The sequence below is a fragment of the Bacillus sp. sid0103 genome, assembly GCF_019219025.1.
In genome coordinates this window covers 57,752-71,968 of record NZ_JAHUWN010000020.1, presented here as the reverse complement: position 1 = coordinate 71,968, position 14,217 = coordinate 57,752, and the positions used below count along the sequence as shown (strand labels likewise).

Below are 14,217 nucleotides of genomic sequence, written 5' to 3'. Positions count from 1 at the left end.
GGGTTCAAAGTGGGTGCATGGCATCAATAAAGGTGGTACCGCGGAAACGACTTTCCGTCCTTTTTTTAAGGACAGGAGAGTCGTTTTTTTATTTTTTAAAAGAAGGGTTCGAGGGAAATGAAAAAACAGTTGGTGGTTGTAAAGATTGGGAGCAGTTCGCTTACGAATGCCTCAGGGACAATTTCTGAAGAAAAGATCCGTGACCATGTAGAGGCGCTTGCTTCTTTAAAGGAGCAGGGGCATGATGTCATCCTAATATCTTCCGGAGCAGTTGCCGCGGGATTTGGCTTACTTGGTTATCCAACACGTCCCAAAAGTGTGGCAGGGAAGCAGGCCGCCGCAGCTGTGGGACAAGGGCTCTTAATGCAAAATTATATTCAGTTGTTTAACGAGTATGCGATAGTACCAGCACAGATTCTCTTAACTCGTGAAGACTTTTATAGCCAAGTCCGTTTTCATAACCTCTTTAATACCATTCAGGAGTTACTTCAAAAAGGTGTCATACCGATTATTAATGAAAATGATTCGGTGGCGATTGAAGAATTGACTTTCGGCGACAATGATATGCTGTCCGCTTTAGTAAGTGGCTTTTTACATGCGAACGCATTGATGATTTTAACGGATGTCAATGGTTTATATGATGGAAATCCAAAAACGTCTAAGGAAGCTAAGAAATATCATTTTATCTCTGAAATATCTGACAATCTCTTAGGAGTTGCAGGAGAAGCCGGTTCCTCGGTAGGAACGGGCGGAATGAAATCGAAATTACTAGCTTCAAAAAAAGCTCTCTCCCTTGGGGTCAGTGTATTTGTCGGTACAGGAAAGGGTAAGGAAAAACTGGTTGATATTCTCGCTGGTAAAGGGGATGGGACGTATATTGGCGGACCATTCCAAACTCAAATGCAAATGAGAAAGCAGTGGATTGCTTACCACTCACAAGTAGGTGGTGTGATTGAAATTGATGACGGGGCGGAGAAGGCTGTGTTGTTCCAGGGAAAAAGTTTATTGCCTGTTGGAGTGACAAATGTAATAGGTGAATTTAATGCTTTAGACGTTGTCGTGGTCCGCAATCAAAAAGGGAGAATCGTCGGGAAAGGACAAAGCTACTATTCTTCTAAAAATCTACTAAAAGTAAAAGGTATGCCAAGTGAGCAGTCAAAAGATTATTCGATTAATAAAAAAGCAGAAGTGATTCATCGTGATAATTGGGTCACGATGCCTAAGGAGTGATAACAAATGAGTGAGTTACTAGAAAAAGCCGGCAAATTAAGGAAAGCAGCCAAACAATTGGGAATGCTGTCAGCAGAGGAAAAAAACGAAGCACTATTGATGATCGCTGACCATTTATTGAAGGGAAAAGAATGGATCATTGCTGAAAATGCCAAGGATATTGAAGCAGGAACGGAAAATGGATTATCCGAGTCGCTGTTGGATCGTCTGCTGTTAACAGAAGAAAGAATCGAACAAATTGTGGATGGGGTTCGTCAGTTAATTGAATTGAAGGATCCAATTGGCGAAACAATTGAAGCATGGGACCGTCCAAATGGGTTAAAAATCGAAACGATCCGAGTTCCGCTCGGAGTGATTGGAATGGTGTATGAAGCTCGTCCCAATGTTACCGTTGATGCAGGAAGTCTTTGTTTAAAAGCAGGGAATGCTGTTCTTTTAAGAGGGAGTTCTTCGGCGATTCATTCGAATAAAGCGCTCGTTCATGTCATGCGCAAGGCGCTTGCAGAAACCGCTGTACCAGCGGATGCTGTTCAACTTTTGGTGGACACAAGCCGGGAAACGGCTTCAGAAATGTTTAAATTGAATCAATACCTCGATGTCCTTATCCCGCGCGGCGGTGCAGGGTTAATCCAATCGGTCATCCAAAATGCAACTGTGCCAGTTTTGGAGACAGGTGTGGGTAATTGTCATGTGTTCATTGATAAAACGTCCAAAGAAAAGATGGCCATCGACATCGCGATCAATGCGAAACTACATCGTCCATCGGTTTGTAATGCAGCAGAAACCCTGCTCATTCACAAAGAATGGCCGTATGCAACTGAAATTTTACAAGCCTTACATGACCAAGGGGTAGAACTGCGTGGGAATGAAGAATTAGCATCCGACTATCCGTTTGTGAAGCAGGCAACGGAAGAAGATTGGTGCAGTGAATTTTTAGCTCCGATTTTGGCTGTAAAAAGGGTGAATGATGTGAAGGATGCGATTGACCATATTGACCTGTATGGGACAAAACACTCCGAGGCAATTATCAGTGAAGATCCAGATAATGTTCATTTGTTTTTCCAGGCAGTCGATGCAGCGGTATTATATCATAATGCCTCGACTCGATTTACCGATGGAGAACAGTTTGGCTATGGGGCAGAAATCGGAATTAGTACCCAAAAGCTTCATGCCCGTGGACCAATGGGGCTCCGTGCACTAACAACGACAAAAGCGATTGTTCGTGGTTCAGGACAAATTCGTTCATAGGAACCAACATACAAAACAGGTAAGGATGCTCGTTCATCTTTACTTGTTTTTTCATTTTTGGGGTCAGTACTATCCAATCAAGTGGAAAATTTGCTATAATTAATAATAAGGCAAACATATATTCTGGTTATGATTTTTTAGTAAGTTGGTGATTTAGTGACTGATGTTATTTCTATATCCGTAAGAACTCTCGTTGAACATGTATATCGTAGTGGCAGTATTGATTCACGTTTCCGGTCACAATCCACGCTCCTAGATGGAACAAGGATTCATCAAATGATCCAGAAAACGTATCAAGAATCCGATCGAAAAGAAGTATACCTCCGCGCTGAAGTCAAGGCTGAGGATCTTTCCTTCATTATTGATGGCAGGTGTGATGGGCTGTTGTTTCGTGATGACGAGGTGGTCATCGACGAAATCAAATCGTATTCACTGCTATCCGAGCAGATCCAAGAAGGCGGCTATCCTGTTCACTGGGCACAAGCGAAACTGTATGCCTATATGTATGCAAAGGACAATGATTTACAGGAAATTTCTGTTCAGCTTACCTATGTCCAGGTTGATACACTTGAAAAGACATATTTTAAAAGAAATTATCTCTTCGCAGAGCTCGAAGTCTTTCTCGGGCATATAATCTTGGAGTATTCTCCCTATGCAAATCTTCTCCATGAACATCGCCGAAACCGGAATAAGAGCTGTAAAGAGCTTGCTTTCCCATTTGATACCTACCGTGAGGGACAACGGAAATTAGCTGGAGTCGTGTACAAGACGATTTTCGATAAAAAAAATATATTTGCTAAAGCGCCAACAGGAATAGGGAAAACCATCTCGACACTCTTTCCTTCCGTAAAAGCAATCGGAGAAGGTCATTTGGACAAAGTATTCTACCTGACAGCTAAAACGATCACCCGGACAACAGCCGAAGAGGCGTATAAGAAAATGCGTGCTTGCGGTCTTTGTATGAACACCGTTACGATAACGGCTAAAGATAAAGTTTGTTTTAAGGACGAAACCAATTGTCAAAAGGATTACTGTGAATTCGCCAACGGTTATTATGATCGGATTAATGGTGCGATTCTTGATATATTTTCGAATGAAACGGCGATGACTAGAGACGTAATCGAAAATTATGCAAAGAAACATACCGTCTGTCCCTTTGAATTTTCGCTTGACCTTGCCTATGCAGTCGATTGCATCATTTGCGATTACAATTATGTATTCGACCCGCGCGTCTCCTTAAAGCGTTTGTTTGAAGAGCAAAAGAAGGCTGCTGCTTTATTGGTAGACGAGGCCCACAATCTTGTGGATCGGGGGCGGGAGATGTTTTCATCGTCAATAAACAAAGATCAATTTCTTCAATTGAAAAAGGAATTTAAAGGAATCAATAAAGAGATAGTTGACGCTGCTGGTAAACTAAATGCATGGTTTCTAGCACTGAAAAAAGCAAATCCGGAGAAACATGAGTTTACGATTGAAAATCTGGATGAAGAATTGTTGGAACACTTGATCCAATTTGTAGAAATGACAGAACGAGTTCTTCCCACCGAAAAGTCCCAGACACTTTTAGAAGCGTATTTTACGGCCAATCATTTTTTGAAAGTGGCAGAGTTTGTTGATGAACACTATATTATTTACGGGGAAAAAGTGAAAAATGATTTCACGATTAAGCTTTTTTGCATTGATCCATCAAAGCTTCTAAAACAAATGGGAAAGGGATATCGGTCCAAGATCTTCTTTTCAGCAACACTTTCACCATTATCCTACTATCAAGATCTCCTTGGCGGTCAGGTAGATGATTATGCGCTATCTATTCCTTCGCCATTTTCAAGTGATCAGGTCGACGTCCATATCCATCCATTGTCCACCCGCTACCGGGATCGAGACAAGACGAAGGAGTCGATTGTTTCGGTCATTCAAGCATTGATTAAAAGCCGGCCAGGGAACATATTAATTTTTTTTCCATCCTATCAGTATTTATTGGCTGTTTATGAGGAGTTCAAGCAACAGGACGATGAAACAAAAACGATCATTCAAGCAGCTGGGATGACTGAAGCGGAAAGAGAAGCCTTTTTGGATGCCTTTTTGCCTAACCAAACAGAATCCTTACTGGGCTTTGCTGTTCTTGGCGGGATTTTTTCAGAGGGTGTCGATTTAATAGGTGATCGATTAAGTGGGGTCGTCGTTGTTGGTGTAGGCTTGCCGCAACTTTGTTTTGAACGGAATCTCATTAAGGATCATTTTTATCAAAGAAACAAAAATGGTTATGACTATGCCTATGTCTATCCTGGCATGAATAAGGTGCTTCAAGCAGGGGGACGTTTAATTCGCTCGGAAGAAGACCATGGAACGATTGTATTAGTCGATGATCGATTTTTACAACGACAGTATCAACAGCTTCTGCCGCCTGAATGGCAGCAGTATACGCTTGGTTCTCCTAAACACGGATTAATCCTGTAAAAACCCTTATGGAATCTTTTCCATAAGGGTTTTGATGGTTATATAAGAAATGTTCCAGATACCATAAAGCTAAACAAGGACCCAAGAATTAAACCTGTTGCCGCAAAAAAGGTTAAGAAAGCACCGTGGACCTGACTGCGCTCACAGAAAGTCATAATTCCCATGAATACTGCCCCAACCCCAAATAGGAGAGGCATAAAGACAAGTGAAATAGCGAAGAACAACCAGCCCAAGATGACATAAGTTATTCCTTTCTTTTTACTAGGGGAAGATGCTTCATGCTGAAACGTAACACTCCCGCAAGTTTGACAAATATTTGAGTTGACCGCCTTGTAGGATCCTCCTGAAGAATTAAACATTTTACCCACCCCAATCAATATTTTTTAAAAAGACTGAATATTATAAAAATTAACTTCAGATTACCATAATTTTATAAAAATACAAGTGATAAAGATTATACCTTTAAATAAAAAGTGGCCTCTTTTCCTTTTTTTTATGAAAAAAGTCAAATTTCCAAACACTGTTAAAATATTTATTTTTGCAAAATAGGAGACATTTTTAGATTTTTTACATATAATTAAAGAAAAGTTGCACACGGTAAAAACTTTGAAGGAGGGGAAAGAGAGATGGATAAACCTAATATTATTAAACTGGTGAATGGCCAAAAAGGAAATTTGATAAAAATAACTGATATAAATCTAGAGGGTGTCATGAGAAGACGATTATTGGATTTAGGATTTGTGAATGGAGCACTCGTAGAGGTTATTCGCAAAAGTCCGTTGGGAGATCCAATTGCCTTTCGTGTCAGTCAAACAACGATTGCCCTCAGAAGAGAGGAAAGTTCAAAAATAGAAGGGGAGCTGGTATCTAATGGGTAATGAATATCGAATTGCCTTAGCTGGAAATCCGAATACGGGGAAAAGTACCTTGTTCAATGCCTTAACCGGCCTCAGACAGCATACAGGAAATTGGGCAGGAAAAACCGTTTCACTTGCACAAGGGACTGTTCAGCATAAAGATAAAACGTTTAATCTTATTGACCTTCCTGGCACCTATTCACTTTTCTCGAATTCAACGGATGAAGAAGTTGCGCGAAATTATATCGTTTTTGAAAAACCAGATGTGACGGTTGTGGTACTAGATGCGACCTCATTAGAGCGGAATTTTAATCTAGCGTTGCAGGTATTAGAGATGACAAAAAATGTTGTCATTTGCATCAATTTAATTGATGTTGCGGAAGAACAAGGAATTCAGATTAATGAGCGATTGTTGACCAATCGGTTGGGGGTTCCTGTCATCAAGATTTCTGCCAGGAACAAAAAGGGATTTCCTATGCTCTTAGATACCATTGATCGCATTGTGACAGGGGTGATTGAATGCAACCCGGTTCAGGTGTCCTATCCTGCGGAGATCGAAGCTAAGATTAAAATAATTGAACCTAAAGTACGTGAATTTATTGGAGATCAATTATCCTCTCGTTGGGTTTCTTTGAGATTGCTAGATGGAGACGAAACATTACTGAATGAAATTAGTAACCGATTGGTTGCAGGAGGGGGTTTAGAGAATGAGTATTCACAAGCTTTATGCTGAAGCTCAGGAGCTGTCGACACCAAAGCTGAGAGATGACATTGTTCAAAACCTTTACGATCGCAGTCATAAATTATGTCATGAAGGAATTACCTATACACAATCAAAAAGGGATACTCGAACCGAAAAACTGGATGCGGTTTTTACATCACCAATTTTTGGTTTTCCCATCATGATTATTATGTTAGGAGTTCTATTTTATTTAACAATCGCTGGAGCAAATATCCCATCCTCCATGATAGCTGAGTTTTTTGGATTCTTAGAGGGGTATATTACATCATTTTTTACTTTCCTGCATGCACCCGATTGGTTGCACGGAGTCCTTGTTCTCGGTTTATACCGAGGAACAACATGGGTGATTAGTGTTATGCTCCCGCCGATGGCGATCTTTTTTCCAACATTTGCATTATTAGAAAATTATGGTTATCTTCCAAGGGTAGCCTTTAACATGGATCGGCTCTTTAAAAGGGTAGGTGCCCATGGGAAGCAATCATTAACAATGGCGATGGGATTTGGCTGTAATGCGGCAGCGGTTATTTCAACAAGGATTATTGAATCACCAAGAGAGCGGATGCTGGCCATCCTTACAAACAACTTTGTTCCATGTAATGGACGATGGGGAACTTTAATTGTTTTAGCATCGTTATTCATGGCTGCCAATTTTACAGGTGGGGCAGCATCACTTGTTACCACAGGGGTCGTTGTCGGAATTGTTTTATTTGGTATAGTGGTTACCTTTTTTGTTTCTTGGGTTCTGTCGAAAACGGCCCTTAAAGGAGTACCAACTCATTACACATTAGAACTACCGCCTTACCGTAAACCGAAGATATTTGATACCGTGATTCGCTCATCTTTAACAAAGTCCTGGTCTGTGTTAGTTCGCGCCGTTAAAGTTGCCGCTCCAGCAGCGATTTTGACTTGGGTGTTCGCGAATATTTACATTGGAGATACCAGTATTTTGATGTATGCTGTTGAGTTTTTGGACCCATTTGGAAAAATGCTTGGCCTTGACGGTTACATCATGATGGCGTTTATTTTAGGGTTACCAGCAAACGAAATTGTTCTTCCAATCCTATTGATGGGTTATTTATCAACAGGATCTTTAACCGAAGTTGATAGCATGGTTGATTTGAAGAAAATCTTTCTTGATCACGGTTGGACGTGGCTCACAGCATTGAATATGATGTTATTTTCGCTGCTTCATTATCCATGCGGCACAACCTTGCTTAATATTTATAAAGAAACAAAGAGTAAGAAATGGACATTTCTTGCCTTCTTGATTCCGACTGTTATCGCAATTCTTGTTCCACTCATTATTACACAAACGGTTAGATATTTTGGCTTACTATAAAGATTGAAAAATGGGGCTGACACTTTGTCGTCCCTTTACTTTTGAGGGTTAATAAAAAAAGGTAAGTCAGTGTTTTTACTGACTTACCTTTTGCCGTTAGTTAGATAGGGGCTTGGTGGGATTTGAACCCACAAGACACACTGCAATCAACATATAGGACTACAGGTTGCTCTACCACTTGAGCTACAAGCCCTGATTTTATTTTGACCATATTCCTCGAAAATATCCGGTTCATTTTAAAGAATTAATCTACAGTCCCAGTTTGTTTGATATTTACCTTTACATGTACATGAACTTTTGCTGTAGGATAGAATCTCTTCCATTTTTTTTCATTAAAACCGCGATCCTGCTCTCTATATTTTGCACCTAGACCTAAAGGGTCCACGTCATGCTTTTGAAACTTTTTGATGAGTTTTAATGAGTGCTCTTCTAATTGCTCGGCAATTTCCTTTTGGATATGTTTTTTATCCAATGCTACCCTTTTTTTCTTTGGAGATGTGAATTCCTGAAGCCTTGTTTTCAACTTAAGATTAATCGTAAATTCCGGTCGGCCTTTTTTTATTTTTACTTGATAGTGTGCTTTAGAATGAAGATTATCTAGAACGACCCTTTCACCATTTTCTAAAGTGAAACGCTGTAAGCCTTGTATATATTTATCAACTAAACATTTAAATGTGAATGCATCTTCCATAAAAATAGGAAAGATATATCGATCATCTTTTAATATCGCCAGGCCAATAATTTTAATATTATCTTCTATCTGTTTGATTAATGGCAAATAGGGATCCTGTCCATTTTGGTTAAATTGAAATGAATATGTTTGTAAATTTGATTCAGGAAGATTATCTGATTTCATGGATTGATCCAGCATTTCTTGTACAAACAACGAAACATTTTCTGTTTTGAATTTCTCCATTTTAAGTAGTTCACTGGCATCCCCATCGACGACAGCCATTTGAATAACACTGCCTATGGCTGGGTCACGGTTTAGGGTGTCAACCACATCAGTAATCCCTTTTTTTGCTAGTGATTTCCCGAAAAGTGCAACCCGTAATTGACCGCTGACTAATGGATACCGTGACTCATTATTTATGTTGCTCCGAATTTCTTTACTCGTTTCACCTAAGGATATTTTGACTTCAGTGGTAGAGGGCTGATCCTTCTTATAAATTGGATAGGTGATGGATCCTTTTATCATTTTCTTTCCGGCCCAATCATATCCTACCCCCTGCGCCATATTTATTTGATTGACAATGTTGGTGGGTATCAGAGAACAACCGGATAATAAGAAAATAGTAACCCCTATTCCTATTAAGGTTCGATTAGCCATTTTGTTTTCTCCTTCTTAGTATTGTGAAAATTATTAGGAGGATTGGGATGTAGCCGTAAAAGATCCATAAATTTAGTTGGGTTACGTATTTATCCAGTGTTTCTTTCCATTGTTCGTTTATTAATTGAGATATAACGACACTGAGTAGGCTTAAAATGATTAAAAAGTTCTTTTGTTTCTTTTTAAAAATTCTCTTTAGACCTCTGGTAGTACACCATAATAGTAAAGCGATCAATGCTGAAACGATAATTAAATACATAGAAATATATAGGTATTCAAAGCGTTCTAAATAAGATAGCCGGATAATTTTTATTAAAGTTAATTCTGGCCAAATGATTTCATTTAACTGTCTTTCACTATAATACGTAAATGATACAATCGCAGAAAGCGTATATAGTAAGGTTGTAAACAATACAGCTAAATGAGCGAACTTTTTTGATGATTTAGGATCTCTTATAAATGGATAGAACATGAGTAACGTTTCTGTTCCTGCTAACGTATACATAGAACTTTTGACTGCATCCAGCATATCCAAAAAAGAATGATTCATGATTGGCAGTAAATTGGAAAAATGAGCAGCTTTCAATGGAAAAATATAAAGGACGATTAGGATGATTTGCGGATAAATAAATGACAAAAAAGAAACACCAACAACAACCCGAAATCCTCCAGATACACAATAATAAACTAAAACTAAGATTAATGAACAAAGTATCCATGAGGGTAGTGTAGGGAACATCCAAACTTGAATAATCTCAATAAATCCAAGTAAGACCGATAGACTGGCAATCCAATAATAAATCATAATGATAAAACTAAAAAAATTACCAAGAATATTCCCAAACAATTTTGAATGGACATCAACGATATCTCCATCGGCTTTTTCGAGCAGTTTATACATCATCCATATGAATAGTTGAACTAAACACCCTGCCAAGAGTACACCAATCCAAGCATCATATCCTGCTTTCGCAGCAATAGTTCTTTGGAATCCTAATATGCCAACCCCAACTTGTGAATTATAAATAATAAAGAAAACTAAATAGGGAGAAACTTGATGCCTTTTATTCACTTGCACTGGAATACCCCTCTACGATTTATTCATAAAAATCGTTCACTGGCTCTGGGTTTTCTCGATTCCCAGTTGCTTTTCTTTTCTTTTGCGGTCTAAGAGTGGTCGGATTTTCTTGCTGTTTGGAAAAAGGAAGTCTAAACCAAAGATCTTGAAAGGATGTTGATCGTATTGGGTATAAGCTTAAATAAGGACGCCCGAGAGAAGTTAACCGTAATAAATGGATTTGTGTAAATTGCCATCCTAAAAACACCCCAAACAATCCAAACCATTGGGAAAGAATAATTACTGGAAACTTAATAAACCGAACAGTGTTGCTAAATTTATAAACCGGCGACGTATAGGAAGCTAGGGTACCGAGCCCTACTAAAATAAGCAATACATTACTAGTTAACCCCGCTTCAACGACTGCCTGTCCGATAACAATCCCACCCACAACCCCAAGAGATTGCCCGATTTTAAATGGTAAACGAATACCTGCCTCTTTAACCATTTCAATCATGATTTCTAACATTAAAGCCTCTAAAAAAGGAGGAAAGGGAACAGTTGCCCTTGAACCAACTAGAGTTTCGAGCAATGGGGCAGGAATCAATTCATAATGATACGTCATGATCGCTACATACAAGGGAGTAGCTAGCCCAGAAATGTACAAAGTAAAAAAGCGTATGAGTCGAAAGAAATTTCCAATAATCCAGGAATAACTATAATCTTCCATCGCAATAAACGATTCAATTAAGGTAACTGGAACAAGGACTAGATTTGGTGAACCATCCACTGCAATGATTATTTTTCCTTCTGTTAGCCCTGCTGCCACACGATCGACTCGCTCAGTTGATATCGATTGTGGGAACAAGGAATTCGTATTGTCCTCAATCATTGAAGAAAGATAAGCACTGTCCTGGATATGATCATATTGAACATCGTTTATTCTTTGAACAACCGTGTTTACATTTTCCGGATCCGCAATCCCATCCAAATAGATAACGGCAACATTGGTTTTTGAAAGTTCGCCGACTTTCATTTCGATTACAAGCAGTTCAGGGACAGGTAATCTCTTTCGAATAAGATTAATATTGGTATCTAATTCTTCAATAAAACCAACTTGTGGTCCGACAGCCGAGGATTCCATCATTGATATGCTAACATCTCGAAATTTACTATTAGCAATATTAATTAATAAACATTCTTTATCTTGTCCATGCCTTTGAAGTGCCAAGAATCCCCGCATTAGGTTTTCAATGATTACCTTAGGATCATTTGTACAAAGAATTTCTTGTACAGGTATAACACTTTTTAATTCCTCTAAGGATAGATGCTCCTGCAAAAAGGGCAAAACATCCTGATGGAGGATGTCAGATGAAATCAGAGTCCGATAGTACGAAAGCCAAAAAGGATTCTCCTCTTTAATGGAAGTGTGCTCATGAACAAAGTCATTGGATTTTGATAAACGTTGGAGCCAATTTTGATCGTCATCGTTTTGTGGGTTTTCTTCCTTGTAAGGAAGATCTGCATTTGGTTTCATGATACACCCTCAAAATAATTTTTTTCTTATTTTGTGTAGAAAAGGGAATTTTATGCAAATCATCCTGTGATTATAAGGTTTATGGAAGGAAAGATAATGGCAGGGAAGAATAAACAAAAGCAAAAGATGAGAAATTAACAGGGTAGCAATTTGTATTTTGAATCGAATATTAGTGAAAGTTGGTGAAAAGCTTGAGAATATTCATGATAATTTTACTTTCTATTTTTTTAGGAGGCTGTTCAGCTGGAAATTTAAGTGACCAAAATCAAGTTCAACCCTCTTCACCATCCAAAAATGAAGACAGTACTTATCATAAAGATAAAAAAGGAATGATGAATTTTCTTTTAATAGGGAGTGACTCAAGAGGGGAACCTCAATCTTTCTCTGATGCCATTATAATAGCCCAATATGTTCCTAAAGAAGGTAATATCAAGTTAATTAGTTTGATGAGAGACAGTTATGTCAAAATTCCTGGCTATTCTAAAGGTTACGACAAACTCAATAAGGCATACTTTATCGGTGGCAATGAATTATTGAAGAAAACGATATATCAAAATTTCGGAATGAAAGTGGATCACTCCATTTCTATTGATTTTGAAGGATTTGCTAACTTTATTGACCTTATTGCACCGGAAGGAATTACTGTTAATGTTAGTCAAAAGATGATTGATGATTTTAAAATGGACGTGAAACCTGGAGAAAATGCCTTGAAAGGACGAGAATTGTTAAAATATGTCCGCTTTCGACATGATGCCGAAAGTGATTTTGGCCGAGTGAAACGTCAACAGGAAGTGATCGTCAAGGTAAAGGAACAATTAAAAAATAAATTTAGTCATATTGAGTCGTTAGCAGTACTGCCAGATTTTGTGGAGGAAAGTTTAAATCATGTGGATTCAGACATGGACAAAGGAGAGATTTTATCAGTTTTATCTAAACTGGTTTTTTATCCGATTAAGAACATCGATAGTTTACGGATTCCGGTCCAAAATAGCTACGTAAATAAAACGTATCCGCATTCTGGTGCAGTCCTGGAAATAAATTTGGAGGCCAATAAAGAAGCATTAAAGGATTTCTTACTTAAACCTTCACCCGTTAATAGAGAGTATCATTATTAAGGAAAAAGCAGACATAAGCTCGGGATTATGTCTGCTTTTTTACTATATCAGCCCTATTTGTTGGTAAAAAATGTCTAATTGCACAAAACACCTTAAATTCGGCACAAAACTCATGTGAAATAGCACAAAACTTTAAAAATTCGTACAAAACCAGCCAAAATCGCCACAAAACTACTCCAAAATGGCACAAAACTTATTTTTTCAGTTTGTTTATTTCTTCTGTAACAACAAAAGCAAGATCATCATTGCCAAACAACGATAACACACCAAGTAGTGTTTGGTCACCGACTTCTCCAGCTTCTTCTTTAGGTACAGTTAGCTCAATTGCCTCTCGTAATGCAGGGTTAGATCCCTGATGCGGATAGGCTCGCAAATATAACTCTTCCGGATTAAGATCATGATTCACGCACCATTGAGCAAATACAAGAATCATCATTTTCTCTTCACCACGATAGTTTTCGATAATCTTTTCTTCTAACTCTTTTTGATTCATTGGGATTCTCCTTAGAAAGCATTATGAACTAATTATATAAGATTTTTGTCGAATATATAGTGGAAATACATGTTTTCGAATTAAACTCCTTTTTTTTAGGGATACTGTGGGAATAAAATACTTTTTAAAGAAAGGTGAAGGTAAAATGAGTAAAGTAGAAGTCCAAGAAATTTTTACCATTACAGATGCAAACGGGGAGGAACAAGAAGTTGAAGTCCTGGGGGTCATGACTATAGAAGGAACGGATTATGTTGCTGTCGGATTTGCAGACGACATCAGGCAGGAATCTGATGAAGATATTGATATCTTTTTTATGAAAGTTGATGAAGACGGTGATTTAGCTGCCATCGATAGTGATGAAGAGTTCGACAAAGTTTCTGAAGCGTTTGATGCCATGATGGATGAAGAAGAGGGAATGGAAGAGTAATCACACGGTCGAAGAGGGATGATGTAATATCTCTCTTTTTGTTTGGATTTATTTCAATTGGGAAAATTATGTATGTATAAAACCATTCTAGGCATACTACATATGAATAAGATTTTAAAAGGAGTAATGTAATGTTAATTGAAGAAGGTACAAAATATCAAATATCGCAAGGGGTTAAAAGTTTTTTCAATTCTGCTGAATCCTTAACTGTCAAAAGTTATAATGGGGTTACAGTTCAATTTACGCTTGCTGATAGTAAAGGTCATGGTTCCATGCCAATTGATCACTTAGAATATTTATTGAAAAAATCAAATTTAACACTAATCCCAAATAAAAGAATATTACTAAGCAACGATAATAGCGAAGAGCAAATTAGCTGAACAAA

14 protein-coding genes and 1 tRNA gene are annotated in these 14,217 nt (G+C 38.2%); 9 read left to right on the top strand and 6 right to left on the bottom strand.

Going from position 1 to position 14,217, the window contains the following annotated elements; translation table 11 throughout:
• Positions 1–117: 117 nt before the first annotated feature.
• The 3 genes from proB to KW850_RS21045 all read left to right on the top strand — a co-directional run bounded on the left by proB (position 118) and on the right by KW850_RS21045 (position 4,935).
• Entirely contained in the window at positions 118–1,230 is a 1,113-nt protein-coding gene (gene proB / locus KW850_RS21055) for a glutamate 5-kinase (RefSeq protein WP_218349725.1), read from the top strand.
• Positions 1,231–1,236: 6 nt separating this feature from the next.
• On the top strand, positions 1,237–2,478 hold the full coding sequence (locus tag KW850_RS21050; protein ID WP_218349724.1) for a glutamate-5-semialdehyde dehydrogenase: 1,242 nt from the start codon (positions 1,237–1,239) through the stop codon (positions 2,476–2,478).
• Between the two features lie 156 nt (positions 2,479–2,634).
• On the top strand, positions 2,635–4,935 hold the full coding sequence (locus KW850_RS21045; RefSeq protein WP_218349723.1) for an ATP-dependent DNA helicase: 2,301 nt from the start codon (positions 2,635–2,637) through the stop codon (positions 4,933–4,935).
• Positions 4,936–4,973: 38 nt separating this feature from the next.
• On the opposite strand, the gene KW850_RS21040 is transcribed toward KW850_RS21045, so the two are convergent.
• Positions 4,974–5,294, bottom strand: coding sequence for a hypothetical protein (locus tag KW850_RS21040; RefSeq protein ID WP_218349722.1), 321 nt, complete (start codon positions 5,292–5,294; stop codon positions 4,974–4,976).
• Positions 5,295–5,561: 267 nt separating this feature from the next.
• On the opposite strand from KW850_RS21040, the gene KW850_RS21035 reads away from it, so the two are divergent.
• The 3 genes from KW850_RS21035 to KW850_RS21025 are packed head-to-tail and all read left to right on the top strand — an operon-like array spanning position 5,562 to position 7,873.
• Positions 5,562–5,813 (top strand): FeoA family protein, encoded by a 252-nt coding sequence (locus tag KW850_RS21035; protein ID WP_218349721.1) that lies wholly within the window; start codon positions 5,562–5,564, stop codon positions 5,811–5,813.
• Complete coding sequence (locus KW850_RS21030; RefSeq protein ID WP_218349720.1) at positions 5,806–6,525, top strand: FeoB small GTPase domain-containing protein; 720 nt, start codon at positions 5,806–5,808, stop codon at positions 6,523–6,525. The genes KW850_RS21035 and KW850_RS21030 overlap by 8 nt, the downstream gene beginning before the upstream one ends.
• Positions 6,500–7,873 carry a nucleoside recognition domain-containing protein gene (locus KW850_RS21025; protein WP_218349719.1) on the top strand — a complete coding sequence of 458 codons (1,374 nt, stop codon included), beginning with the start codon at positions 6,500–6,502 and terminating at the stop codon, positions 7,871–7,873. Before KW850_RS21030 ends, KW850_RS21025 begins: the two co-directional genes overlap by 26 nt.
• A 107-nt stretch (positions 7,874–7,980) precedes the next feature.
• On the opposite strand, the gene KW850_RS21020 is transcribed toward KW850_RS21025, so the two are convergent.
• From KW850_RS21020 to KW850_RS21005, 4 genes are all read right to left on the bottom strand, one after another.
• A tRNA-OTHER gene (locus tag KW850_RS21020) sits at positions 7,981–8,066 on the bottom strand.
• 51 nt (positions 8,067–8,117) lie between these two features.
• Positions 8,118–9,203 (bottom strand): Ger(x)C family spore germination protein, encoded by a 1,086-nt coding sequence (locus tag KW850_RS21015; RefSeq protein ID WP_218349718.1) that lies wholly within the window; start codon positions 9,201–9,203, stop codon positions 8,118–8,120.
• A complete protein-coding gene (locus tag KW850_RS21010) occupies positions 9,196–10,281 on the bottom strand; it encodes a GerAB/ArcD/ProY family transporter (protein ID WP_218349717.1) in 1,086 nt (361 codons plus the stop codon). The genes KW850_RS21015 and KW850_RS21010 overlap by 8 nt, the downstream gene beginning before the upstream one ends.
• A gap of 19 nt (positions 10,282–10,300) precedes the next feature.
• A complete protein-coding gene (locus tag KW850_RS21005; RefSeq protein ID WP_218349716.1) occupies positions 10,301–11,797 on the bottom strand; it encodes a spore germination protein in 1,497 nt (498 codons plus the stop codon).
• Positions 11,798–12,000: 203 nt separating this feature from the next.
• Here KW850_RS21005 and KW850_RS21000 point away from each other — a divergent pair, with 203 nt between their 5' ends.
• Positions 12,001–12,912: an LCP family protein gene (locus tag KW850_RS21000; RefSeq protein ID WP_218349715.1), complete on the top strand. Its 912-nt coding sequence runs from the start codon at positions 12,001–12,003 to the stop codon at positions 12,910–12,912.
• Between the two features lie 193 nt (positions 12,913–13,105).
• On the opposite strand, the gene KW850_RS20995 is transcribed toward KW850_RS21000, so the two are convergent.
• Positions 13,106–13,405 (bottom strand): hypothetical protein, encoded by a 300-nt coding sequence (locus KW850_RS20995; RefSeq protein ID WP_218349714.1) that lies wholly within the window; start codon positions 13,403–13,405, stop codon positions 13,106–13,108.
• Positions 13,406–13,550: 145 nt separating this feature from the next.
• Here KW850_RS20995 and KW850_RS20990 point away from each other — a divergent pair, with 145 nt between their 5' ends.
• Together KW850_RS20990 and KW850_RS20985 are read left to right on the top strand one after the other, a co-directional pair.
• Complete coding sequence (locus KW850_RS20990; RefSeq protein ID WP_218349713.1) at positions 13,551–13,832, top strand: DUF1292 domain-containing protein; 282 nt, start codon at positions 13,551–13,553, stop codon at positions 13,830–13,832.
• Positions 13,833–13,963: 131 nt separating this feature from the next.
• Positions 13,964–14,212, top strand: a complete 249-nt coding sequence (locus KW850_RS20985) for a hypothetical protein (protein ID WP_218349712.1) — start codon at positions 13,964–13,966, stop codon at positions 14,210–14,212.
• Positions 14,213–14,217 lie beyond the last annotated feature (5 nt).